This window comes from Mesorhizobium sp. B2-9-1 (assembly GCF_006439455.1).
In the GTDB taxonomy this organism is placed as follows: domain Bacteria; phylum Pseudomonadota; class Alphaproteobacteria; order Rhizobiales; family Rhizobiaceae; genus Mesorhizobium.
On record NZ_VFTP01000003.1, the window covers coordinates 447,792 to 473,124 of the forward strand.

Consider the following 25,333-nt stretch of genomic DNA (forward strand, 5'->3'; position numbering starts at 1 on the left):
AGGCCTGCGAGATGGCGACACCAGGGTCAATGGCATTGCAAGCGCGCAGCAGGCGGGATTTGACGCACGAGGCTCGCCCTTGACCAAGCCGCGCTCCCGCCGCGGCGGCGGCCGTCCGACCATTGCCGATGTGGCGCGCAAGGCCGGCGTCGGCGCGATCACCGTGTCGCGGGCGTTGCGTGAGCCCGGGCGAGTGTCGGAAGACCTTCGACGGCAGATACGGGCCGCGGTCGACGAACTCGGCTACGTGCCCGACCCGAATGCCCGCGCGCTTGCCTCGGCGCGTGCGGAGGTGTTCGGCGTGCTGGTGCCATCGCTGACCAACAACGTCTTCGCCGAGGTGGTGCGCGGCATCTATGACAGCCTTTCCGACAGTCCGTTCCGCATCCAGATCGGCAACACCCATTATTCAGGCCTGGAGGAAGAGCGGCTGCTGCAGGTCTTCGGATCGCAACGCCCGGCGGCGCTGATCGTGGCCGGCATCGACCAGACGCCCAGCGCGCGACGACTGCTGGAGAATGCCGGCTGCCCGGTGGTTCAAGTGATGGAGACCGGGCCGGACCCGGTCGACATGATGGTCGGCTTCTCGCATTTCGACGGCGGCAGGACCGCCGCCGAACACCTGCTGCAAGCCGGATACCGCAAGATCGGCTTCATCGGCGCGCGGATGGATCCGCGTTCGCAGCGGCGCCTTGCCGGCTACCGCGCCGCGATGGAGGCCGCCGGCCTGTTCGACGCGCGGCTGGTCACCACAACGCCGGTGCCGTCAAGCGTGACGCTCGGGCGCGAGTTGTTCCGCGACGCGCTGGCCAAGATGCCGACGCTGGACGGCGTGTTCTGCAACAATGACGATATCGCGCTTGGCGTTCTGTTCGAATGCCATCGAGCATCGATCGACGTGCCGAAGCAGATCGGCATCGTCGGTTTCAACGATCTCGACATGATGCAGGTGTCGTTTCCTTCAATCACAAGCGTGCGCACGCATCGCTATGAAATCGGCACCCGTGCCGTCGCCATGGCGCTGTCGGCGATCGCCGGAAACCGGCCGGAACAGCGGATCGTCGATCTCGGTTTCGAGCTGATGCGGCGCGAGAGCACCGGGCGCTGACGCGGTACTGTCGGTTCTTAAGATGATGCTTTACAGCCCGAGATGGTAGCGCTACCATTTGCATGGCGGCAAAGGCTCGGCGAGGCGGGAAGGCTGTTTATTATACATAAGCAACAGCTCATACTTGTTTATTATGTATAATATGATAGTTTTCTAAATTGCCAGAGAGCTGAGGGGGACGAGGAGGATCAGGGCGGCGCGGCCATCCTGTGCAGGTGTCTGGTTGGCCGGAGGATGCCGACCGTATCGCCAAAGATTCATAACAGCAGAACTGCAACTGGGAGGAATATCAATGATCAAGTCACTCGTTGGCGGCGTCATTGCCGCCACCGCATTCGCCATGCTGAGCTCGTCGGCGATCGCCGGACCCGAGGTCGTCAAGGGGCCCGCGGCCGAGCCGGACTGCTTCGCGCCGTGGTCGGCCGACACGCGGTTTTTCAAGTATCCGAAGAAGGACGGTCCCTACCGCATCGCGCTTGCCAACGGCTACATCGCCAACACCTGGCGCATCCAGATGATCCAGACGGCCAAGGCCTATGCGGCGCAGCCCGATGTCGCCAAGAAGCTAAAGGAATTCAAGGTCGTGTCGACCAGCGAGGATGTGCCGGCGCAGATCTCGGCGATCAACAACTTCATCGATTCCGGCTTTGACGCAATCGTCGTCAACGCGCAGAACCCGACCGCATTCGGGCCGGTCATCAAGCGTGCCAAGGAAGCCGGTGTCGTGCTGGTCGCCTTCGACAACATCCTCGACACCAAGGACGCCATCAACGTCAATGTCGATCAGAAGGGCCTCGGCGAACTCTGGGGCAAGTGGCTGGTCGCGCATGTGCCGAACGGCGGCAAGGTGCTCGAGGTGCGCGGCGTCGCCGGCACTTCGGTCGACACCGACCGCCACAACGGCATCCACGAGGTGCTCGACGGTTCCGGCAAGAAGTGGGCCGTCACCGAGGTGGTCGGCAAGTGGGATGACGGCGTGGCGCAAAAGGCCACGGCCGATGCGATCGCCACCAGCGGCCCGTTCGACGGCATCACCGGGCAGGGCGGTGACACCGGCATCGTGCAGGCGATGATCGACGCCAAGCATCCGTTCGTGCCGTTCGGCGGCGAGACGGAAAACGGCTTCCGCAAATTCTGCGCCGCGCATGCGGCTGACGGGCTGAAATGCTCGTCCGCCGGTACCGGTCCGGCCCAGGTGGCGGTCGCCATCAAGACGGCGATTGCCGCGCTCGAAGGCAATGTCGTGCCACAATCGGTCAAGCTGCCTTTGGCCATCGTCGAGGATCCGAACTTCAAGGCAGGGCAGGATTTCTTCCCCGACCAGTCCGACAATTTCTTCGTCGGCAATTCCTTCCCGACCTGCGGCATCAATTTCACCGCGCAGGAAATCATGGGCCAGACCAAGGAAAACAAATAGTCTGACCGGACAGTGCCGCGGCGAGCCCGAGGCACTGTCTCCCTAAATCGAAACCGGCCGGGAGGGCTGATGGACGGCACGGCTCCGCTCTTCCGCATGGAAGGCATATCCAAGCGCTATGGCGGCGTGCGGGCCTTGGAAAAGGCCGAGCTGACGGTCACCGCCGGCAGCATCCACGCCATCCTCGGCGAGAACGGCGCCGGCAAATCGACGCTGATCAAGATCATGGCTGGCGTCGTGGCGCCGGATGAAGGGCGCATGACGCTGGACGGAAGCGAGGTCACCTTCGCTTCGCCTGCCGCCGCCAACCAGTCCGGCATCGTCTGCATTTTCCAGGAGCTGTCGCTGATTCCGGAGCTCAGCGTCGCCGACAACATCGTCATTTCCAATCCACCCAAGCGTTTCGGCATGATCGACCGCAAGGCGCAGCGGAAGATCGCTGAGGAAGCGCTGGCACGCGCCGGCGCTTCCGACATTCATCCCCGCGCGCTGGTCAAGGACCTGCCGCTGTCGCGCCGGCAGATGGTGGAGATCGCCAAGGCATTGGCCCGGAAGCCGCGCATCCTGATCCTCGACGAGGCGACCTCGGCGCTGACGGCAGCGGACGTCGCCAGGGTCTTCGAGGTGTTGAAACGCCTGCGCTCGGAAGGGTTGGCGCTGCTCTACATCTCGCACCGCATGAACGAGATCGCGGAACTCGCCGACCATTGCACGGTGTTCCGCAACGGCCGCAACGTCGCCAGCTACCCCGCCGGCTCGAAGAGCGACAATGAGGTGGTCGAGCTGATGATCGGCCGCGAATACAGCCATATCTTCCCGCCGAAACCGGCTTCCGCCCCGGCCGCTGCAACGGTGCTCGAAGCGCGCAATCTCTCCTGGGCCGACCGGCTGGACAATATTTCGCTGAGCGTCAGGGCAGGGGAGGTCGTGGGCCTGGGCGGTCTCGACGGGCAGGGTCAGCGTGAATTGCTGCTTGCCTTCTTCGGCGTGCTGCGCGGCCTGCGCGGCGAGGTGCTGATCGACGGCAGGCCGGTCTCGATCGCCAGCCCGACCGCGGCCAGCCATGGCCGCATCGGCATGGCGCTGATCCCCGAGGATCGCAAGACCGAAGGACTGATGCTGCCGATGACGGTGCGCGAGAACCTGTCGTTTGCCGCGCTCGACCGGTTGTCCAAGGCCGGCATCATCGACCGCGCCGCCGAACAGCGCCTGATCGACGACATGGTCGGGCTGCTGGCGATCAAGACGGCGGGCCTGGACATTCCGGTCGGCGCGCTTTCCGGCGGCAACCAGCAGAAGGTGGTGATCGCCAAATGGCTGATGCGGCAGCCGCGCATCATCCTGCTCAACGATCCGACGCGCGGCATCGATGTCGGCACCAAGCAGGAGCTCTACCAGCTTATGCGCAAGCTCGCCGATGCGGGTGCCGCGATCCTGTTCTATTCGACCGACTATGACGAGCTGATCGGCTGCTGCGACCGCGTGCTCGTGCTCTATGACGGCGCGGTCAAGCGCGAGCTGGTCGGCGCGGGGCTCACCGAGCACGCGCTGATCGCCAGCGCGCTCAACATCCACGGCGATGACGTCCGCATCGGGCAGGGAGAGCACGCGTGAAGGATTGGCGCTACCGGCTGGCCGAACAACGCGGAACGCTTTTGGCCTTCGGCATCTTCATCGTCATGTTCGCCATCTACAGCGGAAACCATCCGGCCGGCTTCACCGCCAATGTCGTGCAGACGGCCGCCAACAAGGGCGTGCTGCTCGCCTTCGTCGCGATGGCGCAGACATTGGTGGTGATCACCGCCGGCATCGATCTGTCGGTCGGCATGATCTTCACGCTGACCAACTGCATGGCTTCATGGCTGGTGGTCGGCACCGGCCTGGAAACGGCGTTCGGCGTGCTGGCGGTGCTGGGCACCGGGCTCATCTGCGGGGCGGTCAACGGCGCCATCGTCATCTACGGGCGGCTGCAGCCGATCGTTACCACCATCGCCACGGGCGCCGTCTATTTCGGCCTGGCTTTGCTTTTGCGCCCCGTTCCGGGCGGTTCGGTCAACGAGGACCTTGCCGATTTCCTGACCGGGCGTTTCTTCGGCGTCGTGCCGGCGAGCCTCGTGGCGCTGCTCGTCATCGTGCTTGTCGTCTGGGTGCCGTTCAGTCGCTCCGAACTTGGGCGCGCCGCTTATGCCGCGGGCTCGTCGGAGACGGCGGCCTACATGTCCGGGGTGCCGATCCGCAGAGGCAAGTTGCTGGCTTATACGCTTGCCGGCCTGCTTGCGGCCATCGGCGGACTGTTCCTGACCTTCTTCACCTATACGGGCGAGGCGGCCTATGCCAGCGGCAATGCCTATACGCTGTTTTCGATCGCGGCCGTCGTGCTCGGCGGCGTGTCGCTGTTCGGCGGCAAGGGCAGCGCCATCGGCGCGATCTTCGGCGCGCTTGCCTTCCGCACCATCGGCGACCTCTTGTTCGTCTTCGATTTCGATCCGCTCTGGCAGCCGTTGTTCCAGGGCGTTATCCTGTTGATCGCGGTCAGCCTTGGCGCCTTCGCGCTGTTTCGGGTACGCAACCGGCTGGAGTGGTTCCTGTGAGCGAGACGACGCATGGCGGCATCATGGGCGGCATTGCCGGCCGCATGCCCAAATTCATCCGGCGCGCCGACCCGGCCGTGCTGACGGCCTTTGCCTGCATCGTGGTCCTGCTCCTGCTCGGCAGCCTCTATTCGCGCAACTTCCTGTCGCCGGAATATCTCCTGCAGCAATTGAAGGTCGCGTCTTTCCTCGGCGTCATCGCCACCGGCATGATGCTGGTCATCCTGCTTGGCCAGATCGACCTTTCCGTGCCATGGGCCGTGGCCGCCGGCGCCATGATGGCCTGCGCGGCCGCTGCTTACGGGTCGGTCGGCGTTGCTCTCGCCATCCCCTTCGGCGTCCTGTGCGGCGTGGCGATCGGCATCGTCAACGGCATCGGGGTCGCCTATCTGCGCATCCCCTCGATGATCATTACCTTAGCCACCAATGCCGTGGCGCAAGGGCTGATGGTGGTCTACACAGGCGGCTTCTCGCCACAGGATTCGGCGACCGCCGCGATGCGCTACCTGGCAACCGGTTTCACCATTCCAGGTGTTCCCAATGCCGTCATCATCTGGGCGCTGATCGGCGCCGCGATGGTCTTCGCGCTGACCCGCACCAGCTTCGGCCGCGCCGTCTACGGCATCGGCAACCGTGAGCGCGCCGCTTATCTTTCGGGCATCGACACGCGTCGCGTCGTCATGATCGCCTTCGCCGTCTCCGGCGGGCTGTCTGCCTTTGGCGGCGTGCTTCTGGCGGGCTATGCATCCAAGGCGGCGCAGTCCATGGGCGATGCCTATCTCCTGCCGTCGATCGCGGCGGTTGTCCTGGGCGGCACATCGATCCTGGGCGGGCGAGGCTCCTATCTGGGCACGGTGGCCGGCGTGATCCTGATCACGCTCCTGCAATCCATCCTCTCCGTCATGCAGATGCCCGAGGCCGGACGGCAGATCATCTATGGTGTCGTCATCGTCGCCATGCTTCTGCTCTACGGGCGCGCGCCGGCAAGCCGCTGACCGTGGACGAGGCGCACACGAGACCGCAGATCCCGGAGCCTTGCATGAACGATCTTCGGACAGCGCCCGCCATCGTCGTGATGGGCGTTGCCGGCTGCGGCAAGACGGCCGTCGGCGAGGCGCTCGCCAAGGCGCTGGGCGCCGACTTCATCGAAGGAGACCTGCTGCATCCGCCGGAGAACGTGGCGCGCATGGCGCGCGGCGAGCCGCTGACCGATGCGTTGCGCGCGGGCTGGCTCGACGCCATAGGCGAGCGTATCGCGACCTCGGTTGCCGATGGACGGAAGGCGGTGGCGGCGTGCTCGGCGCTGAAGCGTGGCTATCGCGACCGGCTGAGCCGCTTCTGCCCCGACACAGTCTTCCTCTATCTCAGGATCGATCGGGAGACCGCCTGGCGACGGGTCGCCGATCGCAAGGGCCATTTCATGCCGGCAAGCCTGGTCGACAGCCAGTTCGCCACGCTGGAGGAGCCTGCGGCGGACGAACGAGCCGTGACGGTCGACGGAACGCGAAGTGTTGCAGGAATCCTGCAAGAGATCATCCGCTAGATCAGTTGGTAATCAGGCTTCGTCGTTGCCGATCGCGGCTTCGGCTGGCTGCTCGGTCAGCCGCACGGCGCTCGACCAGGCCATCATCTGTTCAGGACAGAGTTTGAGCGTCTCCAGCATCCGGTCGCGCTTCGACAGGATAAATCCCGCCTGAACGACGAGGTTCTTCCCTGTCATGTCCTTGGCAGGCGATGCGGGCGCCCCTGGAGTCGCGCTCAGTTCTTTGACGATCGCCCTATATTCGCGAAAGGGCGCCGTCTCGATGGTCGCCATATGAAACAGCACAGCGCCGGCGCGCGCGGCGAAGTTTGCCGGCGCCGAGGCGAGATGGGTCCAGCCGCGCTCGCCCATGGCGGTCTCGGTGAAGGCGGAGCCTGCATAGACGGTGTTGGTCATCAGCACTAAGCCATTTGCTTTCAGCACCTTCTGGATGCGCGTGGTGACCTGATAGGCGTCGGTGCGCTCAAAGATGATCCGGCTTTTCAGGAAGCGGTTCTCGAGCCTGACCAGCGGCGGGTTGATCACGCGCAGGCCGAACTTGCTCGGCGAGAAGCCGTGGTAGCGCGCGCTCACCTGATGGGCATCGATGCCGGCCTGATGCAGGGCGCGCTTGCCCATGATCGTCTGCGCCGTGAACTGGTCGCACCACACGATGGCGCCGCGCCCGTTGCGCAGGGCTTGTTGCAGAGCCTCGAGGCCTTCGAGCCGGATCGCCGGCGACCAGCGCCAGCCGGCGACGAGATGCGCCGCGAGCGTCAGCCGCCGGCGGTGAACAGCGGCGAGTTGCGCCTCGAACATGCTTTTCGTGTCGACGGTATTGCCGAGCACGGCCTTCACCGCGACGTCGTAACGGGCAAACTCCTTGCGGAAGTGGCGCTTGCGCCTGAGCCTGGACACCCAGCCGCAGATCGGGCTCCACCAGGAGACCGGCAGCATCGCCGCGACACCGAGATAGAAACAGGACAACAGGCTCTCGCGCGGGTCCCGATTGGTGAAGCGACGCAATTTGCCGGGGCGCACAACCTTGCGGCTGAAGAAGCGAACGGACTCGTCGCGCTCCGGCACCGGCACGTCGGCCGTGATCTCGGTATGATAGATGTCGTTCGACGATGGTTGCCGGCTGGCCTTACGGGAATTGCCAAGCCAAGGCAGCCTCATGCGTCAGAGCCCCGTTTCATCCTCCAGCCGCTTTACTGCGTGGAAAGCAGACAAGCAACCGATGGGACTGCCGGGTGGGCAGGGTCGCTTCAAATCTGAGAGGTGAGCTCCGCCGGGAAATCGTCGTTGTCGGCGTCGCGCATGGCGGCGAGGCTGCGGTTGTCGAGCACCTCGGCGATCGCCTGGCGTACTTCCAGCATCATGTGGCGGACCTGGCAGGTTGCCTCGTCGCAGTCCTCGCAGCGCTGGTATTGCGTGCGGCTGGCGCAAGGGATCGGCGCCAGCGGGCCGTCGAGCACGCGCACGACATGGCCGATCTTGATCTCGGAAGCGGGACTGGCGAGGCGGTAACCGCCTTCCTTGCCCTTGCGGCTCTGGACGAAACCGGCATTGCGCAATTCGCCCAGGATCGCATCCAGGAATTTCTTCGGGATGTTGTTGGCGACGGCGATGTCGTTGACGAATGCAAGCTGGCCAGCCGGCAGGCCGGAAAGATGCACGAGGGCCTTGAGGCCGTATTTGCCTTTTTTGGTCAGCATGCCCGATTCAGTTCGTCAAACCCCAATGCGCCTGCATCTGGCGGTTGTTTGTGTGCAAATCATGACAGTTGGACCGCCTGACGCCGCCTGGCCCAATAATTCCCACCGCAGCTTAGGCACAAACGCGTTGATTCTTCGTAACGTTTTTCACATTTCGGGTTGGGATTTCCCCCCGCGAACTCATGCAGCCCAGCTTACATGAAGAAAGCCGGCAAAGCCGGCTTACTTGCTCTTCCTGATTGCGGAGCTTTTCAACGGCTGCCGTAGGCCTGATCGAGCAGCCCGCCGGCGGCGAAATGCTCTTTCTGCACCTTGTCCCAGCCGCCAAAGACGTCCTCCACGGTCAGCAGCCGGACATCCGGGAAGTCGGCCTTGTGCTTGGCGGCGACCGTCGCGTCGCGGACCCGCAAGCCGTTTCCGGCGGCGATCTCCTGGCCCTCCGGCGTGTAGAGGAAGTCGAGATAGGTCTTGGCGAGATCGCGGCTGCCATGCTCGTCGGCGACCTTGTCAACGACCGCTACCGGGAACTCGGCCAGCAGGCTGACCGAAGGCGTGACCTGCTCGAACTTGTCGTCGCCATACTCCTTGCGAATACTGCGCGTCTCCGACTCGAAGGTGATCAGCACGTCGCCGATCTCGCGCTGGACGAAAGTGGTGGTGGCGGCGCGGCCGCCGGTGTCGAAGATCGGCACGTTGTTGAAGAGCTTGGTGATGAACTCCTTCACCTTGGCGTCGTCGCCTTTGAAGGCTTCCTTGGCGTAGGCGGTGGCGGCGAGATAGGTGTAGCGCGCATTGCCGGATGTCTTCGGGTTCGGGAAGATCACCTGCACGTCGTCGCGCACCAAATCGTTCCAGTCCTTGATATGCTTGGGATTGCCGGCGCGCACCAGGAAGGACGGCAGCGAATAGAAGGGCGAGGCGTTGTCCGGGAAGTTCTTCTGCCAGTCGGCCGAGACAAGGCCCTTCTTGACCAGGAAGTCGACATCGGTGACCTGGTTGAAGGTGACGACATCGGCGCCAAGACCTTCGGCGATCGCGCGCGCCTGCGCCGAGGTGCCGGCGTGCGACTGGTCGATCGCGACGCCGGGGTGCTTCGCGATGAAGGCCTTGTTGATGTCGGCGAACAACTCGCGGCCGACGTCGTAGGATGCATTCAAAAGCTTGTCGGCCGACCAGGCTTGGGAGGACGCGAGGAGGAGACCGGCAACAGCCGCGATGCCGAGCAACAGACGCTTCATGAAAACGGGCTCCAAGGAAAATATGGCAATGGCTGATGATAGCCGTGGCGCTGTCGCGCGGCGAGACACGCGCGCCGGCTAGACGGCATCACGTGAGAAAAGTCACCGCCGGAACAGTCGGTTGCTAGGATTTCTTTCCAGCAAGAGTCACCGTGGGGCGATATCCATAGGCAGAGAGATTGCGCTTCGGCGCCTTGGCATAAACATATGGCATATACAAGGGAATGCCGTGATGAGCCAACAACGCCATGCAGCGACGCCGCCGAAGGAGGCGAAGCTGTTCCGCAACAACCGCAGCCAGGCGGTGCGGATTCCAGTCGAGTTCGAACTCCCCGGCGACAAGGTCCTGATCAGCCGTGAGGGCGACCGTCTTGTCATCGAGCCCATTCGTAAATCTGGTCTCACGGCGCTGCTCGCTCAGTGGGCGAAGGAAGCCCCGCTCCGTCCTGAAGATGACTTCCCCGAGATCAAGGATAGTCCTGTCGGACCCGAGGACATTTTTTGATGCGGTTTATGCTCGACACGAACATCATAAGCGGCATGATCCGAAACCCGGGCGGCAAGGCCGCCGGCGTCATGGCGCGCGTGGGAGACGCCGCTGTGTGCACCAGCATCGTCGTCGCTTCGGAACTTCGGTATGGCTGCGCCAGGAAGGGATCGGCCAAGTTGCTCAAGAAGGTCGAGGAACTGCTGGCCGAGATTCCGGTGCTGCCGCTCGATGTGCGGGCGGATGCCGAGTACGCCGCGCTGCGCGCCGAACTGGAAGGCAGGGGCGAGACCATCGGCCACAACGACCTCTTTATCGCTGCTCACGCCTGCGCGTCAGGTTCCACGCTGGTGACAGCCAACATGGCCGAGTTCAGCCGTATCAGAAAACTGAACGTCGAGAACTGGCTGGAATAACGCTCGACGCGACGATCACGTCGCCGGAAAAAGCTTCCAGCGTCGCGGCCTGAAAGCCACCCGGCTCTTCTGCGCCGCGGGATGGTCGACCGGCAACTCGATCTCGACGCGCTGGCGCTCACCGCCGATCTCGAGCTCGACGCGCCTGGTGCCGGCGACGCGGCGGCTGGCGGCAACCGTGCCGGCGATGCAGCCGCTGCAGCCGTCGACCAGGTCGACGTCATGCGGACGGAAGTGGAGGACTGCCTCGCCGGACGGCGCGTGCGGCGCCGAGAGCCCGATCGGCCTGTCGGCGATCCACACCTCGCCGTTCTCGACCTTGACCGGCAGCGAGCTCGACTCGCCGATGAAGGAGTAGACGAAGGGCGAGTTCGGCGTGTCGTAGATATCGTCGGCGGTGCCGACCTGCTCGATGCGGCCCTGGCTCATGACCACGACGCGGTCGGCAAGCTCCAGCGCTTCTTCCTGGTCATGCGTGACGAAGACGGTCGTGTGGCCGGTGCGGTCGTGGATCTCTCGCAGCCAGCGGCGAAGCTCACGACGAACCTGCGCGTCGAGCGCGCCGAACGGTTCGTCGAGCAAAAGCACCTTGGGCTCGATCGCCATGGCGCGGGCGAGCGCGACGCGCTGGCGCTGGCCGCCTGAAAGTTGCGCCGGATAGCGCTTTTCCAGTCCCGACAGCTGAACGAGATCGAGCAGTTCCAGCGCCCGGCGGCGGATTTCCTGCCCCGACGGCCTTGCGGCGCCGTGCCGGACCTTCAGGCCGAAGCCGATGTTGTCGGCAACCGTCATGTGGCGGAACAGCGCGTAATGCTGGAAGACGAAGCCGACATTGCGCTCCTGGATCGACTTCTGCGAGGCGTCCTCGTCGCCGAAGAAGATCGCGCCCTTGGTCGGCCGTTCCAGGCCGGCGATCAGCCGAAGCAGGGTCGTCTTGCCGGAGCCGGACGGCCCGAGCAGCGCGATGAGCTCGCCGGACCTGATGTCGAGCGATACGTCGTGGAGCGCTGGAAACCGCTCGAACTCCTTGCGCACGTTGACGACGCGAACTTCCATGCAAATCCCTCGGTTCGTTGATGCTGTCGGTGTTCCCAAACTGCCAGCCACTCTCGGGCGACAGGTAGTGTTCAGTGTCCGCGTGCCGCGGCAAGCTCGGCGCCGTAGCGCATCTCCAGAAGCGTTTTCAAGACCAGCGTCACCAGCGCCAGGCCGGCCAGCAGCGAAGCGACGGCAAAGGCGCCGACGGCGTTGTATTCGTTGTAGAGTATCTCGACATGCAGCGGCATGGTGTTGGTGAGGCCGCGTATGTGGCCCGAAACCACCGAGACCGCGCCGAACTCGCCCATGGCGCGCGCATTGCACAGAAGCACGCCGTAGAGCAGTCCCCATTTGACGTTGGGCAGCGTCACATACCAGAAGGCTTGCCAGCCGCTGGCGCCCAGCGAAAGCGCCGCCTCTTCGTCGCCATTGCCCTGTTCCTGCATCAGCGGGATGAGCTCGCGGGCGACGAAGGGGAAGGTGACGAAGATGGTGGCCAGCACGATGCCGGGCACGGCGAAGAGGATGACGATGCCATGCGCCTTCAACCAGGCGCCGAGCAGCCCTTGCGCGCCGAAGAGAAGCACATAGACCAGGCCGGAGATGACCGGCGAGACCGAGAAGGGCAGGTCGATCAGCGTGGTCAGGAACGCCTTGCCCTTGAATTCGAACTTGGCGATGGCCCAGGCGGCAGAGATGCCGAAGACGACGTTGAGCGGCACCGAGATCGCCGCCACAAGCAATGTCAGGCGGATGGCGGAGCGCGTGTCGGGGCTGGAAAGGGCTTCCGTGTAGGCGCCGGCGCCTTTGGCAAGCGCCTCATGAAAGACGACGATCAGCGGCAAAAGCAGGAAGACTGCAAGGAAGGCGAAGGCGAATGCCATCAGCACGGCCTTGACGGGCCGGCTTTCGGTCACCGCTGCCGACTGGCTCTCGTGATGCGGCTCGTAGGATTTGATCTCGGGATCAGCCATAGCGCTTGCGGCTCCATGTCTGGACGAGATTGACCACCAAAAGCATCACGAAGGACAGCGCCAGCATGATCGCGGCGATCGCGGTCGCCGCCTCGTAATTGTATTCCTCTAGCCTGATCACGATGAGAAGCGGCGCGATCTCGGACTTGAAGGGCAGGTTGCCGGCGATGAAGATGACCGAGCCGTATTCGCCGACGCCGCGCGCGAAGGCGAGCGAAAAGCCGGTGATGATCGCCGGCGCCAGGCCTGGGAAAAGCACCCGGGCGATGATCTGGAAACGGCTGGCGCCGAGCGTGGCGGCTGCTTCCTCGACCTCCTTGTCGACCTCTTCCATGATCGGCTGGACGGTGCGCACGACGAAGGGCAGGCCGATGAACACCAGCGCGACGACGATGCCGAGCGGCGTGTAGGCGACCTTGATGCCGAGCGGCATCAGAAGCTGGCCGATCCAGCCGTTCGGCGCATAGAGCGTGGTGAGCGCTATGCCGGCGACGGCCGTTGGCAGGGCGAAGGGCAGGTCGACCATCGCGTCGGCGATGCGGCGTCCGGGGAAGCGGTAGCGGACCAGAACCCAGGCGACGATGGTGCCGAACACGACGTTGACGACAGCCGCCAGGAAGGCAGTGCCGAAGCTTATCTTCAGCGCGTTGAGGGTGCGCCGGTCGACGGCGATCGCCCAGAAATCGACCCAGCCGAGCGCGGCCGAACGCCAGACCAGTCCCGAAAGCGGTATGAGGATGATGAGCGTGAGGTAGGCAAGTGAGAAGCCGAGCGTCAATCCGAACCCCGGAATGACACTCGGCTGTCTGAATCGCCACCCCGCCTTGGCAGGTGCTGTGGTCATGCTGTCCTGGATCGTCCTTCTATTCAAACCGGAATGGCTCTGCGCAGTCGCATTCAGCCGGGACGCCCGTGAGGCTCACCGGCCGTCCGTCCTCACTGCGCCGGTTTGTAGATCTGGTCGAATATACCGCCGTCGCCGAAATGGTAAGGCTGCGCTTTCTTCCAACCGCCGAACTGCGGGTCGTCGATGGTGACCAGTTTGATTGCCGGCAGCTTGGCAAGGTCCTCGGCCGGCACCAGGTCGGGCTTGGCCGGGCGATAGTGGTTCTTGGCGATGATGGTCTGCGCTTCCTTGGAATAGAGCCAGCCCAGATAGGCCTCCGCGACCTTGCGCGTGCCCTTGGCGTCGACATTGGCGTCGACGACCGCGACCGGCGGCTCGGCCAGGATCGAGGTCGGCGGGTAGACGATGTCGAAATTGTCGGCGCCGAATTCGTCGAGCGCGAGATAGGCTTCATTCTCCCAGGCGATCAGCACGTCGCCCAGGCCCTTCTGCGCGAAGGTCACCGTCGAGCCGCGCGCGCCGGTATCGAGCACCGGGACATTCGCATAAAGCTTGCCGACGAACTCCTTGGTCTTGGCTTCGTCATTGCCGTCATTGGCGTTCGCATAGGCCCAGGCGGCAAGATAGTTCCAGCGCGCGCCGCCGGACGTCTTCGGGTTCGGCGTGATCACCTGGACGCCGTCCTTCACCAGATCGCTCCAGTCCTGGATGCCCTTGAGATTGCCCTTGCGCACCAGGAAGATGATGGTCGAGGTATAGGGTGCGGAGTTGTTCTCGAACTTCGTGCGCCAATCCGGGTTGATCTTCTTCGTCTTCGAGACGATGGCGTTGATGTCGCCTTCGAGGGCCAGCGTGACGACGTCGGCGTCGAGGCCGTCGATCACCGCCCGGGCCTGCGCGCCGGAACCGCCATGCGACTGCTGGATGGTGACTGTTTCTCCGGTCTCAGCCTTCCAGTGCGCGGCGAACGCCTCATCATAGGCCTTGTAGAGTTCACGTGTCGGGTCATAGGACACATTCAGAATGGTCGTGTCGGCAAACGCGAAACCGAGCGTGCCGAACTGGACAGACGTGGCGACCAGCGCGCCGAGCAGTTTCCTGAAATGAGGTTTGGTCATTCCGGCCTCCGTTGAACTGCTGCGAACTCTACCGAGTTTATAGAATTTAGATGCATTGAATGTTGCCTTTTTCATCTCCTCGAAACAATTTTTCGCCGAGCGTGGGTCGGTTAAGGAAATAACTTCCTCAGCGGCCGCATGGCTCTTCATCCGCCGGCCCTAATTAGAAGCGGTCAGGGTGATGACAACCCCGGGCGCCTCAATTGGCGTTAACCGGAAAATCGAAGCGCTGTTTTGGGAAAGGCTCTTTTGCCAGGGTGAAGTGCCACCATTCGCGCGCATAGTTGCGAAAGCCGGCGGCGCGCATTGCGCTCAGCAGCGTCTTGCGGTTTGCGGTGGCTTCGGCGCCGATCAAGGCACTGGCGGTTTCGCTCTTTGGGTCAAAGCAGTCGAAACCGGTGCCGAAATCGAGCGTGCCGCCGTCCGGCGCGCCGCAGGCCGGATGAACCGCGCTTTTATTGCCGGCCTTGGCGATGGCAAGGTCCACCGTCGAACCTCGAGAATGGCTGGAGAACTCGCCGATATAGCCTTTGGCGATGAGATCGCCACGCTCGGCGGTCGGATACCATTGCGGGTCGGGCTGGCCGCCTTCTCTTGTCCACCTGCCCATATCGGCAACCGCTCGCGCCGGGCGGTAGCAGTCGAAGACGACCAGCGTCAGGCCTTTGGCGGTCATGGCTTTCTGGACGCTGGACAGCGCCTTCGCGGCCTGCGCGGTCAGGATGCAGACCGGCGCGTCATAGCCGTCGGCTTTGCGGTGCAGGAAGTTTTCCAGGCCGGCGTAGCGGATATCCTGGCGAATGGTCGGATCGATTTCGGCCAGCCTGACGAAGCCGGCGGGGAGGGGACCGGCGCGGACTGAGAGAGGGCTCGCGATTGCTAGCGCAAGCGCTGCGAAGAATGCTCTCGACAAAAGTCGGCCGAGAAACGCAATCCCCTGAATCGCTTGCCGCGTTCTACTCAACGAAAACCTTCACGCTTGCCGCTCGCCCCACAGCGTCGATCACCGTCAGCGTCGAATAGCCGGTGCCGTCGGGTTGCCAGGTTGCCGTGCGGCGGCGGTCGATGCCGGCGAGCGGCTTGCCATTGGCAAGCCAGCGGAACGGGGCGCGGCCGCCCTGCAGTTTCAGCACCAGCGGCGTGGCATCGGCCGAATTGGTGCCGAGGTCGACGCGGGCGCCGTTGGGCGGGAAGATGATGGTCGGCGCCGGCTCGGTGGCGGTGGCCTGCACCAGACCGTCGGCGCCGGCGCCGAAGCGGGTGAGCGTCACCGGCAATTCATCGCGCTTGGGGTTGAAGACGCCCGGCGGCCGGCCGGGCAGCGGCACGCCGGCAAGGCCGGAACGGACGAAGCCTTCGAACAGGATGGGTGCTGCCGAGACATAGCCCGACAGGCCGGGGACAGGGCTGGCATCGGCGCGGCCGACCCACACACCCAGCACGTAGCGGCCGTCGAAGCCGACGGACCAGGCATCGCGATAACCGTAAGAGGTGCCGGTCTTGTAGGCGATGCCACGCTGCATGGCGCCTTCCGGCGGCTTCACGCCAGACAGGATGTCGTTGATCTGCCAGGCTGCCTGGTCGTCGAGAATGGTGGCGATGGCGCGCTCGGCGGCGGCCGGCTCGGTGCCGTCATGCAGCGTATGCATCTTGCCGCCATTGGCGAGCCCCGTATAGAGCTGCACCAGGTCGCGCAAGGTCACGCCGACGCCGCCAAGTCCGATCGCCAAGCCCGGCGCTTCGTTGACCGGCAGGATCGGGTTGACGCCGGCCTGGCGGAAGCGCGCGGTGAGCCGCGCGGGGCCGACCGCGTCGAGCACGCGGATCGCCGGCACGTTGAGCGACAATTGCAGCGCCTGGCGAATCGAGACGTCGCCCTGGTAACCCATGTCGAAATTCTTCGGACGGTAGCCGCCGAAATCGGCCGGACTGTCCTCGATGATCATCTCCTGCGCCACCAGCCCCTGCTCGAAGGCAAGCCCATAGATGAAGGGCTTCAGCGTCGAGCCGGGTGAGCGCACCACCTTGGTCATGTCGATCCAGCCGGAGCGGCTGGCATCGAAGAAATCGGCCGAGCCGACCTCGCCCAGGACGTCGCCGGTGCGCGCATCGGCCATGACCATGGCGACGGAAAGTTTCGGGCCAAGCTTCCTGGCGGCATCCCTTGCCACCTGTTCCAGCCCCTGCTGCACGCTTTTGCGGATGGTGAGCCGCAGCGGCTTGCCTGGCACGGCCTTCGGCAGCATGGCGTAGGAAGCATGCGCGGCCAGCGCCGGCAGTTTTCTGCGCAGGCCGGAGACGTCGTCCAGCGCGGCGCGCGCGGCTTCGCGTTCGCCGAGCAGGCCGGCCGAGACCATACGGGTGAGCACACGGTCCCGTGCGGCGTGGGCGATGTCGAGGTTGCGGTCGGGCCGGCGCTTTTCCGGCAGTTGCGGCAGGGCGACGAGCAGGGCGGCTTCCGAGACCGTGAGCCGCTTCGGCTCCTTGCCGAAATAAGCGAGCGATGCGGCGCGCACGCCTTCGAGATTGCCGCCATAGGGCGCCAGCGTCAGGTAGCGTTCGAGGATTTCCTGCTTGGTGAGCCGCCGTTCGATCTGGACGGCGCGCAGCATCTGCCTGAGCTTGGAGGCAAGGCTGCGGCTGTCGCGCGGCTCGATCAGCCGGGCGAGCTGCATCGACAAGGTCGAGCCGCCGGACACGATATGACCGCTGGTGACGAGCTGGCCGGCAGCCCGGCAAAGCGCCAGGACATCGACGCCGCGGTGATCCCAGAAGCGCTTGTCTTCATAAGTCACCAGCATGTCGACGAATTGCCTGTCGACCTGGTCGAGGCGGGTTTCGAGCCGCCAGTAGCCGTCGGGCGTGGCGAAGGCGCGCAGCAGCTGACCGTCGCGGTCCTGCACCTCCGTCGAGACCGTCAGCTTTGCCGGCAGCGGCGGCGGGAAGGCGCGGTCGAGCTCCCAGAGCGCGGCGACCGAAAGCGCCGCGAAGCCGGCGAGGCAAAGGCCTGCGATGGCGGTGCGTCTGAGAAATTTCCTGGAGAACATGGCGCTGACCTTCATCCGCCTGCCCCTCCTTCGCAGCAGCTACGCTGCAGCTTCGGAGGGTGAACCGGCCCCTTCTCCCGGTGTAGAGTGGGGGAGAAGGGGGATATCGGCGACCTTGTCATCGCTACTCGGCCTTCACCTCCATCACGCCGGTGGCGGTGCGGGCCGAGTATTGCGGCCGGTACATGTCCTCCACCGTCGCCGCCGGATGGGCGTAGGTGCCCGGCGTCACGGCGCGCACGACATAGGCCAGCGTGATGTTGCGGCCGTGGTCGCCTTCATCGGGGTTGAAAGCGGCGACGAAGCGGTCGTCGCGGAATTCCAGATGCGCGGCGTCGGTTTGCGCCAGCCAGGAGAAGTTCGACAATTGCGCGCTGGAAACCAGGCTCGGATTGTCGATCTCGAAGCCGGCCGGCAACAGATCGGTGATCAGGAGCCGCGACGGCCATTTGTTCTGCTCATAGACCTTGAGCACGACCACGTAGCGCTCGTTCTGCTTGGCCTCGGTGACATTGGCCTCGGTGCCGTCGAGCTTGTAGTAGGTGCGCGCGATGGTGAAGCCGTCGCCGCCGGCCGGCAGCGGCTCGACCGGCGCGGCGACCGCGGTCACCACCGCCTGCAGCGGCGTCGCGCCGGTGTTGGCGATGGTGAGGGGGCTGTCGACAAGCTCGCTGCCGGCGACCTGGTCTGAATAGCCGCCCGAATGCGGCGCGCCGTTGACGGAAAGCGTGATGGAATCATTGCCTTCCTTCAGCGCCCGCGCGGCGAGCAGCATCCAGGATTCGTCCTGCGTGCTCGTCCAGCGGGCGTCCGCTCGTGCCACTCCCACCAGCTTGATCAGCTGCGGCATGATGCTCGGTACCGGCTTCGATTCCGCCGCCAACGCGAGCATCGCCGCGCCGTCACGCAGCCGCGAGCCGTAGTCCGAGCGGTAGTAGTCGTAGTCGGTTTCCGACTTCGCCAGCCTGAGCGCCGTCTGGAAGGTGGCTTCCGAACGCTGCGCGTCGCCGTAGAGCGCCAGGCTTGCCGCCAACTGGGCGACGGCCATGGGGCTGGAGAAGGCTTCAAGCTGCGTGTCGGCATAATAGCGCAGATCGCCGATCGAGGCCTTCTTGTTGCGGGCGAGCACATAGAGCGCATAGGCGATGTCGCTGCCCCTGTCCTGGACGTCCTGGTCGTAGCCGAGCGAGTTCTGCAGGTTGTTGAGCGCCTGGTTCATGGCCAGCGCCGGCACATCGTACTTCTGCTCACGCGCCCGGGTCAGGAACTCCGTGACATAAGCGTCGAGCCACAGATCGCCGGAGCCGGGTCCCCAGAGGCCGAAGCTGCCGCTTGCCGCCTGGTAGGACAGCACCTTGTAGATGGCGTCCTGGATGCGGCCATGGAGGTCCGGATCGCTCTCCATGCCGATGCTCTTGGCCATGTCGTTGACATAGAGCAGCGGCATGGCGCGGCTGGTGGTCTGCTCCGCACAGCCATAGGGGTAGCGGTCGAGCGACATCAGAAGCGACGGCACGTCGAGCGCGGACGACTGCGAGACGCCGACGCTGACCGAAGCGCCGCCGAGCACGCTTGCGGCAAGCAGTTCCTTGTCGACGCGCAACGAGCCGCCATTGGGCTTCAGGTCGACAACCATGCGGTTGGTGACCGGAAGCTGCGCCGGGCGCACCGGCAGGTAGAGCGTCTGCTCGACTTCCGTGCCATCGGCCTGCGCGAGCTTGATCGTGACCGAGGCGTCGCCCGCGGTCTTGGCGACCAGCGGGAAGGTGAGCGACTGACGCTTGCCCTGGGCGAGCGTCAGCTTCTCGGGCAATGGCTTGTCGCCGGTCGTGAGGTCCCCGGTCGTGGTGACCGAGAGCGCATAGTCGCCGGCCGGGCCGTCGGTGTCGGCAATGTCGAGGCGCATGGTCGCCGCATCGCCCGGCGCCAGGAAGCGCGGCAGGCCGGCGGTGATCACCACCGGATCGCGCACGATGACGTCGGTCTGGGCGTGGCCGACCGCATCCTTGGTCCAGGCGACGGCCATGACGCGCACGGTGCCGTTGAACTGCGGGATGTCGAAATCGACCCGCGCCTTGCCATTGGCATCGAGCTCGACCGGGCCGGAGAAGAAGGCGACCAACTTTTCCGTCGGCGGGCTGCCCTGCGCCTGCATGTTCGCCCCATCGCCGCCGGTGCGTATCTTGCCCATGGCGCCGAGCGAGCCGTCGATCAGGCGTCCGTAGAGGTCGCGGATCTCCAGCCCCAGCATGCGCTGGCCGAAGAACCAGTCCTCGGGATCGGGCGCCTTGTAGTTGGTGAGGTTGAGGATGCCGACATCGACGGCAGCCACCATCACATAGGCATTGCTGCCGGCCTGAGCGCCGCTGACGGCGACCGGGATCGACAGCTGCTGGCGCGGCACGGTTTTTTCCGGCGGCGTCAGGCTGACCGCCAGCTTCTTCGAGCCCGGATCGACCGACAGCCATTGGATGCCGATGGCGCGGGCCGGCATGCGCGATTCCTGCGCGTCGCCGGGCCGGAACAAGGTCGCCGTGACATAGGCGCCGGCGCCCCAGTCGTCGCCGACGGGGATGTCGACGGTGCTGCCGCCGGCCGGCACCGAAGCGGTGACGGTCTTCAGCAGCTTTTCGGCACCGATGGTGACCAGAAGCTCGCCGGCAAAATGCGGCGAGACCTTCAGCTTGGCGACTTCGCCGGCGGCATAAGTGTCCTTGTCCAGCGCGATCTCCAGGCCGTCCGGCGTCTCGGTGGTGGAGGAGGCGACGTACCAGCCGGCGTCGAACTCATAGCTGGTGGCCGGACCGTCGGGATCGGCCGTCTCGACCTCGAGCCGGTAGCGGCCCCAGTCGACGGGCAGCGACACCGTCGCCTCGCCATTGGCCTTCAGGTCCATCGCGCCGTTGGCGACGGCCTTGGTGAGGCTGACCGCCTCGTAGTTCCAGGAATTGTTGGAACGATACCATTGATAGTTGCGCTCGACCTTAACCAGCGACCACTGCGCGCCCTTCAGGTCCTCGCGCTTGCCGTTGGGGTCGACGGCGATGATGCTGAACTTGGCGGTGCCGCCCTGCGGCACCTCATCGCCCTCGAAATCCGGGCGAATGCCGATGACGTCGCGCTGTGGGCGCACGCCGATTTCGAGCGAGCGCTCGACGGCGCGGCCGCCGGCCTCGCGCATGCGCACGGTGACCTTGGCGTTGACCAGCTTGGTGGTCGACGGCAACTGGTCGATCGTGACCGGGAAAGTCGCCTTGCCGTCGTCGCCGACCACGGGGAGGTTGGCGAGAGGCGTCACGGTCGGCTCGCCCGACTGCTCGTCGGCCAGGCCGAAGGTGAAATCCTTGAAGCTGTCCCAGGTGCTTGTGGTCGACAGCGTCAGCTCGCCTTCAAGCGCGAGGCCCGCGGCCGGCGCGCCATAGAGAAAGCGGCCGTCGACGGTAGCGTTGGCAGTCTCGCCCTGGGCGATCTCCTTCTTGTCGGCGGTCAGGTCGAATTCGATGCGATCCGGCACGAAATCCTCGACCAGGAACATCTGGCTGGCGACCGGCGACTGCTTGGGATCGGTGTAGATCGACACCGTCCAGGTGCCGCGCATGGCGTTGGCCTCGAGCGGCAGGTCGACGGCGTGGCCGCCGGCCGACTCGCCATTGCTGATTATGCGGCGGTTCTCGACGCCGTCTGGACGTGTGAAGATAAAGGTCAGCGGCAGGTTCTCAACCGCTTTTGCCGCGCCGTCGCGGGCAAGGGCCGCGACATGCACGTCCTCGCCGGCGCGGTAGATGCCGCGCTCCGTCCAGGCATAGACGTCGAGCGCGCCCGGCGAGGCACGCCCCTCGACGCCGCGATCCGACAGGTCGAAGCCGGCCTTGCCCATGTCGAGGAAGACGAAGTCGTTGTCGCCCTGCTTGGCCATCAGCACGGCCGGCACCATACCGTTCTCGCCGCGGGTGAGGCCCGGATTGAAGACGGCGTGGCCCTCGGCGTCGGTGGTCGCCGTGCCGAGAATCTCGTTGTTTCTGGCAAGCATCGTCAGTTCGGCACCGGAGATCGGCTTGGCCGAGCCCAGCGAACGGGCAAAGACGTTGAGGCCGTCCTGGCCGGTATAGGTGGAAAGGCCGATATCTGAGACGACGAACCACTGCGTGGCGCGTGAACCATAGTCGTCGCTCTTGTCGTCGACCGGCTGCGCGGTCAGCACATAGACGCCGGGCTTGCGCTGCGGGATCGCCTCATCCACCGGGAACGAGGTGGTAACCTCCTTATTGAGATCATTGGCGATTTCGAGCGTGCCAGACCAGACGGGCGAGCCCATCTGGTCCGAAATGGTGGAGATGTCATAGCCGTCGAGCTGATGCAGGAACTGATAGCCGGACAGAAGCTGCGCCAGCGAACGATCGCCGATGCGATAGAGCGTCATCTTGGCGGCGTTCATGTTGACGGTGACGACCGGGATGCCTCGGCGCGCGCCGGCCGGCAGCACGAAGCTGTCGCCGGTGAAGCGGGCGGAGGGAGCGCGGTCCTGGACGTAGATTGACAGCACGACGGGCGCCGCGATCGTCTCGCCGATCGCCGACGGCAAGCCGGCGCGGAAGGTCACGTCATAATGCTGGCCGTGTTCCAGGCCTTCGACGCAGATCTGCTTGTCCTTGGCCTCGACGGCCTTGGGCGCCGCGTTATCGACCGTCACGAATTGCGAATAGTCGACCCCGGTCTTGACCAGTCCTTCGGAAAACTGGGCGCAGATGCGCGGCGAGGAGGAATCGGCGTCGACGGTGTGCTCGACGACGCGAAAGCCCTTGCGCGCCTTGAGGTCGGCATAGTCGGCCTGGACGGCAGGCGAGCTCACCAGCGCAAGGCTTGCCTCATAGGCCTGCAGCGAGGGCCGGTAGAGATCGCGCTTGTCGAGGCCGGCGCCAAGCAGCGCCAACGTCTCGGCTCGGGTCTTCGCCGTGCGCACCAGCTTGTAGGCGTTGAAGGCCGCCGAAGTGGCGTTCATCGGGAACGTCGAAGGTTCGGTGGTGTTCGACGCCGGCTGCACGGCAAGCGTCTCGCGCGCCAGCGCCAGCCACAGCGCGCCGTCATCGGGCAGCACCGAGACCGCGGCCTGGTATTTCTGCATGGCAAGGCGATGATCGCCGGTAAGCGATGCCTGCTCGGCGGCGGCCTGCAGGGCGGCAAGGCCTTCGGTCGGCTTGTCATAGGCCGGATCGGTCAGCTTATTGCGGAACTGCTGAGCCTGGTCGGCCATCCAGTTGGGGAAAAAGGCCAGTGCCGGCGGAGCGCCGATATCGGGATCGCCGTCAACATTCGCGACCTTGCCGGCGACGGCGCCGGTGAAGGATTTCAACTGGTTATAGTCGGATTTGAGAAAACACCATTTGGCCTTGGTGTTGTAGGTGAAGGCGCGGCAGGCGGGATCGCCGAGACATGCGGTCTTGCACTGGTCAAGGCTGACATTCTGCTCCGATCTGAGGTCGAAACCGAAATAGTCGGAATTATCGGTCGTCACGATTCGCCGGGCTTCGGCCGCAAAGGCCGCTCCGCCCAGGGCGAAAAAGATCAGAAGAAGGAAAGAGAGACCACGAGCCGCGCGCATTGCCATACCACCCTCCAGACATCGCCAGCGTCCGGGCATGATCAAGCCTCGTGCAGGCTTGTCAACGCCGGATCGCCGCAGGTTTATCACCCGCGAACGGTTTCCATGCCGGCCAAAGGCCGGTATTTCGACAGAACCTCTGTGAGACGGATCACACATTCTTGCGAAAATGCAAAAGGTGTGAATTCCAAGCCCGGTCTATTTCAGACAATTGGATTGTGGCCCCTTTACGAACGTTTCGGAACTTCATTCCAATTTTAGTTTTGTCGACTAGGTTGTCTTAATGCCGGCGCATGAAACGCAGATGTCAAAGGGGTTCGCGCCAGGGCGCGGGCTTCCGCGCGCCCTGCTTTTCGCGCTCGTCTGCTCGACCGTGCTGGCCGCAGAGGTACGGCAGGCAGCGGCTTTCGAGATTTTCGGCATCAAGCTTTGGGGCTCGTCCAAGGACGAGGATGCCGACATCGTCGATCCGCTGCGCTACTCGGTGACGATCAATGCGCCTGATGCCGACAAGGATCTGATCAAGAGGCTCGAAAACGCCTCGGCGCTGAAAAATGACGAGGATCATCCGGTGTCCGGATCGCTCGGCCTGATGGCCAAGGCGCGCGGCGACCGCGAACAGCTCGTCGCCGCCCTCTACGCCGATGCCCGCTACGAAGGCGTGGTCACCATCACGATCGAGGGCAAGTCGATCGACGAATTGCCGCCGGATGCCGAGTTCAAGGGGCCACAGCCCATTCCGGTGGTCATTACGGTTTCCCCCGGGGCGAAATTCACGCTTGGCAATATCCGGCTGAAGGGCGATGCGGCGGGGTTGGCGGCAGCCGATTTCGGCCTGATCGCCGGCGGCGATGCCGGTTCCGGCGCGGTGCTCAAGGCCGAAGTGCTGATCGTGCGGGCGCTGAAGGAAGAGGGCAGGCCGCTTGCCAAGGTCACGGACCGCGAGATCGTCGCCGAGCACGCCAGCTCGACGCTGGACGTGACGCTGACGGTGGCCGCCGGCCCGGTCGCCGGCTATGGCGACACGACGGTCGAGGGCACGGAAAAGGTCGATCGCGACTTCACTGAATACATGACCGGGCTGAAACGGGGCCAGCAATATTCGCCGCAGGAGATCGATGACGCGCGCGACCGGCTGCTCGGGCTCGAGGTCTTCAACAGCGTGACGATCAAGGAAGGCGACAGGCTCGACGCCAGCGGCAACATTCCGATCGGCGTCCAGGTGAGCGAGCGCAAGCCGCGCTATTTCGGCGTCGGCGGCAGCTTCTCGAACACGGAAGGCCTGGGGCTCGAAGGCTATTGGGGCCACCGCAACCTCTTCGGCCAGGCCGAGAAGCTGCGCATCGACGGCTCGATCAGCGGCATCGGCAGCAATAGCCTTTCCGCGCTCAACTACAATGCCGGCGTCATGTTCGAGAAGCCGGGCGTGCTCGGGCCGACGTCGAAGTTCTTCACCGGCGTCAAGACAGTTCTCGAACACCCCGATGCCTACGACCATTTCTCGGTCAAGGGCGACGTCGGCGTCTCCTACGACCTCGACAAGAAGCAGCGGGTCTCGGCCGAGTTCGACCTCGATTATTCGAAGATCACCGACGCCTTCGGCAAGCATACCTATCTGATCGCCAGCGTGCCGCTGCAATATGTCTATGACAGCCGCGACAACAAGCTGAACCCGACCAAGGGGTTCCGCTTCCTCGCTTATGCCGAGCCGAGCTACGACATAATGAACGGCGCGGCCTTCCTGAAGCTGAAGGGCGAAGGCTATGCCTACCAGTCGATCGACACGGCAAGCCGGTTCGTGCTCGCCGAGCGCGCGACGCTAGGCTCGATCGTCGGCACCGGGCTGCAGAACGTGCCGGCCGACCGGCGCTTCTATTCCGGCGGCGGCGGCTCGGTGCGCGGCTATGCCTACCAGGGCATCGGCCCGAAAGACATTGACGGCCAGCCGATCGGCGGTCTCTCCTTCTTCGAGACCTCGGTCGAGATGCGCATCGGCGTCACCGACACGATCGGCATCGTGCCCTTCGTCGATGCCGGCACGGTCTCGACCAAATCCTTTCCCGATTTCTCGAATGTGAAGGTCGGCGCCGGCGTCGGCCTGCGCTATATTACTCCCTTCGGGCCGTTGCGCATCGACGCTGCCGTGCCGCTCAACCGCGATCCGGGCGATCCGCATTTCGGCATTTATGCCGGCATCGGCCAGGCGTTCTGAC

General features: G+C 64.6%; 19 protein-coding genes. 9 read left to right on the forward strand and 10 right to left on the reverse strand.

Annotated features, from left to right (window positions below; translation table 11 throughout):
* The first annotated feature begins 79 nt into the window (after positions 1-79).
* From FJW05_RS09420 to FJW05_RS09445, 6 genes are all read left to right on the forward strand, one after another.
* A complete protein-coding gene (locus FJW05_RS09420; RefSeq protein WP_140630716.1) occupies positions 80-1,108 on the forward strand; it encodes a LacI family DNA-binding transcriptional regulator in 1,029 nt (342 codons plus the stop codon).
* Positions 1,109-1,400: 292 nt separating this feature from the next.
* Positions 1,401-2,525 (forward strand): sugar ABC transporter substrate-binding protein, encoded by a 1,125-nt coding sequence (locus FJW05_RS09425; RefSeq protein WP_140630721.1) that lies wholly within the window; start codon positions 1,401-1,403, stop codon positions 2,523-2,525.
* Between the two features lie 69 nt (positions 2,526-2,594).
* Positions 2,595-4,139 carry a sugar ABC transporter ATP-binding protein gene (locus FJW05_RS09430; protein ID WP_140630723.1) on the forward strand — a complete coding sequence of 515 codons (1,545 nt, stop codon included), beginning with the start codon at positions 2,595-2,597 and terminating at the stop codon, positions 4,137-4,139.
* On the forward strand, positions 4,136-5,116 hold the full coding sequence (locus FJW05_RS09435; RefSeq protein ID WP_140546345.1) for an ABC transporter permease: 981 nt from the start codon (positions 4,136-4,138) through the stop codon (positions 5,114-5,116). The genes FJW05_RS09430 and FJW05_RS09435 overlap by 4 nt, the downstream gene beginning before the upstream one ends.
* A complete protein-coding gene (locus FJW05_RS09440; protein ID WP_140630726.1) occupies positions 5,113-6,111 on the forward strand; it encodes an ABC transporter permease in 999 nt (332 codons plus the stop codon). The genes FJW05_RS09435 and FJW05_RS09440 overlap by 4 nt, the downstream gene beginning before the upstream one ends.
* Before the next feature lie 44 nt (positions 6,112-6,155).
* Entirely contained in the window at positions 6,156-6,659 is a 504-nt protein-coding gene (locus FJW05_RS09445; protein ID WP_246673305.1) for a gluconokinase, read from the forward strand.
* A gap of 12 nt (positions 6,660-6,671) precedes the next feature.
* On the opposite strand, the gene FJW05_RS09450 is transcribed toward FJW05_RS09445, so the two are convergent.
* The 3 genes from FJW05_RS09450 to FJW05_RS09460 form a co-directional block, all read right to left on the reverse strand.
* Positions 6,672-7,817 carry a hypothetical protein gene (locus tag FJW05_RS09450; protein ID WP_140630729.1) on the reverse strand — a complete coding sequence of 382 codons (1,146 nt, stop codon included), beginning with the start codon at positions 7,815-7,817 and terminating at the stop codon, positions 6,672-6,674.
* 89 nt (positions 7,818-7,906) lie between these two features.
* Positions 7,907-8,356, reverse strand: a complete 450-nt coding sequence (locus FJW05_RS09455; RefSeq protein ID WP_140630731.1) for an Rrf2 family transcriptional regulator — start codon at positions 8,354-8,356, stop codon at positions 7,907-7,909.
* Positions 8,357-8,607: 251 nt separating this feature from the next.
* Positions 8,608-9,594: a sulfate ABC transporter substrate-binding protein gene (locus tag FJW05_RS09460; RefSeq protein ID WP_140630734.1), complete on the reverse strand. Its 987-nt coding sequence runs from the start codon at positions 9,592-9,594 to the stop codon at positions 8,608-8,610.
* 232 nt (positions 9,595-9,826) lie between these two features.
* Here FJW05_RS09460 and FJW05_RS09465 point away from each other — a divergent pair, with 232 nt between their 5' ends.
* Both FJW05_RS09465 and FJW05_RS09470 read left to right on the forward strand, forming a co-directional pair.
* The gene (locus FJW05_RS09465) at positions 9,827-10,099 is read left to right on the forward strand and encodes an antitoxin (RefSeq protein ID WP_140630737.1); all 273 of its coding nucleotides are present in this window, start codon (positions 9,827-9,829) and stop codon (positions 10,097-10,099) included.
* A complete protein-coding gene (locus FJW05_RS09470; RefSeq protein WP_140630740.1) occupies positions 10,099-10,497 on the forward strand; it encodes a type II toxin-antitoxin system VapC family toxin in 399 nt (132 codons plus the stop codon). Before FJW05_RS09465 ends, FJW05_RS09470 begins: the two co-directional genes overlap by 1 nt.
* Before the next feature lie 15 nt (positions 10,498-10,512).
* On the opposite strand, the gene FJW05_RS09475 is transcribed toward FJW05_RS09470, so the two are convergent.
* From FJW05_RS09475 to FJW05_RS09505, 7 genes are all read right to left on the reverse strand, one after another.
* Positions 10,513-11,553 (reverse strand): sulfate/molybdate ABC transporter ATP-binding protein, encoded by a 1,041-nt coding sequence (locus FJW05_RS09475; RefSeq protein ID WP_140630743.1) that lies wholly within the window; start codon positions 11,551-11,553, stop codon positions 10,513-10,515.
* 71 nt (positions 11,554-11,624) lie between these two features.
* A complete protein-coding gene (gene cysW / locus FJW05_RS09480) occupies positions 11,625-12,509 on the reverse strand; it encodes a sulfate ABC transporter permease subunit CysW (protein ID WP_140630746.1) in 885 nt (294 codons plus the stop codon).
* Positions 12,502-13,353, reverse strand: coding sequence for a sulfate ABC transporter permease subunit CysT (gene cysT / locus FJW05_RS09485; protein ID WP_140630749.1), 852 nt, complete (start codon positions 13,351-13,353; stop codon positions 12,502-12,504). The genes cysW and cysT overlap by 8 nt, the downstream gene beginning before the upstream one ends.
* A gap of 92 nt (positions 13,354-13,445) precedes the next feature.
* Positions 13,446-14,474, reverse strand: a complete 1,029-nt coding sequence (locus FJW05_RS09490; RefSeq protein WP_140630752.1) for a sulfate ABC transporter substrate-binding protein — start codon at positions 14,472-14,474, stop codon at positions 13,446-13,448.
* A 199-nt stretch (positions 14,475-14,673) separates the two neighbouring features.
* Positions 14,674-15,387, reverse strand: a complete 714-nt coding sequence (locus tag FJW05_RS09495; protein WP_140630755.1) for a M15 family metallopeptidase — start codon at positions 15,385-15,387, stop codon at positions 14,674-14,676.
* A 43-nt stretch (positions 15,388-15,430) separates the two neighbouring features.
* Positions 15,431-17,521 (reverse strand): penicillin-binding protein 1C, encoded by a 2,091-nt coding sequence (pbpC, locus tag FJW05_RS09500; protein WP_181164896.1) that lies wholly within the window; start codon positions 17,519-17,521, stop codon positions 15,431-15,433.
* Between the two features lie 124 nt (positions 17,522-17,645).
* Positions 17,646-23,126: an alpha-2-macroglobulin family protein gene (locus FJW05_RS09505; RefSeq protein WP_140630758.1), complete on the reverse strand. Its 5,481-nt coding sequence runs from the start codon at positions 23,124-23,126 to the stop codon at positions 17,646-17,648.
* A 277-nt stretch (positions 23,127-23,403) separates the two neighbouring features.
* On the opposite strand from FJW05_RS09505, the gene FJW05_RS09510 reads away from it, so the two are divergent.
* Complete coding sequence (locus tag FJW05_RS09510; protein ID WP_140630761.1) at positions 23,404-25,332, forward strand: autotransporter assembly complex family protein; 1,929 nt, start codon at positions 23,404-23,406, stop codon at positions 25,330-25,332.
* The last annotated feature ends 1 nt before the right edge of the window (position 25,333 follow it).

Excerpts from the sequence above, each read along its gene's own strand:
- FJW05_RS09470 (WP_140630740.1), top strand. The coding sequence starts at position 10,099 with ATGCGGTTTATGCTCGACACGAACATCATAAGCGGCATGATCCGAAAC.
- FJW05_RS09465 (WP_140630737.1), top strand. The coding sequence starts at position 9,827 with ATGAGCCAACAACGCCATGCAGCGACGCCGCCGAAGGAGGCGAAGCTG.
- FJW05_RS09460 (WP_140630734.1), bottom strand. The coding sequence starts at position 9,594 with ATGAAGCGTCTGTTGCTCGGCATCGCGGCTGTTGCCGGTCTCCTCCTC.
- cysT (WP_140630749.1), bottom strand. The coding sequence starts at position 13,353 with ATGACCACAGCACCTGCCAAGGCGGGGTGGCGATTCAGACAGCCGAGT.
- FJW05_RS09475 (WP_140630743.1), bottom strand. The coding sequence starts at position 11,553 with ATGGAAGTTCGCGTCGTCAACGTGCGCAAGGAGTTCGAGCGGTTTCCA.
- FJW05_RS09490 (WP_140630752.1), bottom strand. The coding sequence starts at position 14,474 with ATGACCAAACCTCATTTCAGGAAACTGCTCGGCGCGCTGGTCGCCACG.
- pbpC (WP_181164896.1), bottom strand. The coding sequence starts at position 17,521 with ATGTTCTCCAGGAAATTTCTCAGACGCACCGCCATCGCAGGCCTTTGC.
- FJW05_RS09450 (WP_140630729.1), bottom strand. The coding sequence starts at position 7,817 with ATGAGGCTGCCTTGGCTTGGCAATTCCCGTAAGGCCAGCCGGCAACCA.
- FJW05_RS09445 (WP_246673305.1), top strand. The coding sequence starts at position 6,156 with ATGAACGATCTTCGGACAGCGCCCGCCATCGTCGTGATGGGCGTTGCC.
- FJW05_RS09455 (WP_140630731.1), bottom strand. The coding sequence starts at position 8,356 with ATGCTGACCAAAAAAGGCAAATACGGCCTCAAGGCCCTCGTGCATCTT.
- cysW (WP_140630746.1), bottom strand. The coding sequence starts at position 12,509 with ATGGCTGATCCCGAGATCAAATCCTACGAGCCGCATCACGAGAGCCAG.
- FJW05_RS09425 (WP_140630721.1), top strand. The coding sequence starts at position 1,401 with ATGATCAAGTCACTCGTTGGCGGCGTCATTGCCGCCACCGCATTCGCC.
- FJW05_RS09510 (WP_140630761.1), top strand. The coding sequence starts at position 23,404 with ATGCCGGCGCATGAAACGCAGATGTCAAAGGGGTTCGCGCCAGGGCGC.
- FJW05_RS09430 (WP_140630723.1), top strand. The coding sequence starts at position 2,595 with ATGGACGGCACGGCTCCGCTCTTCCGCATGGAAGGCATATCCAAGCGC.
- FJW05_RS09505 (WP_140630758.1), bottom strand. The coding sequence starts at position 23,126 with ATGGCAATGCGCGCGGCTCGTGGTCTCTCTTTCCTTCTTCTGATCTTT.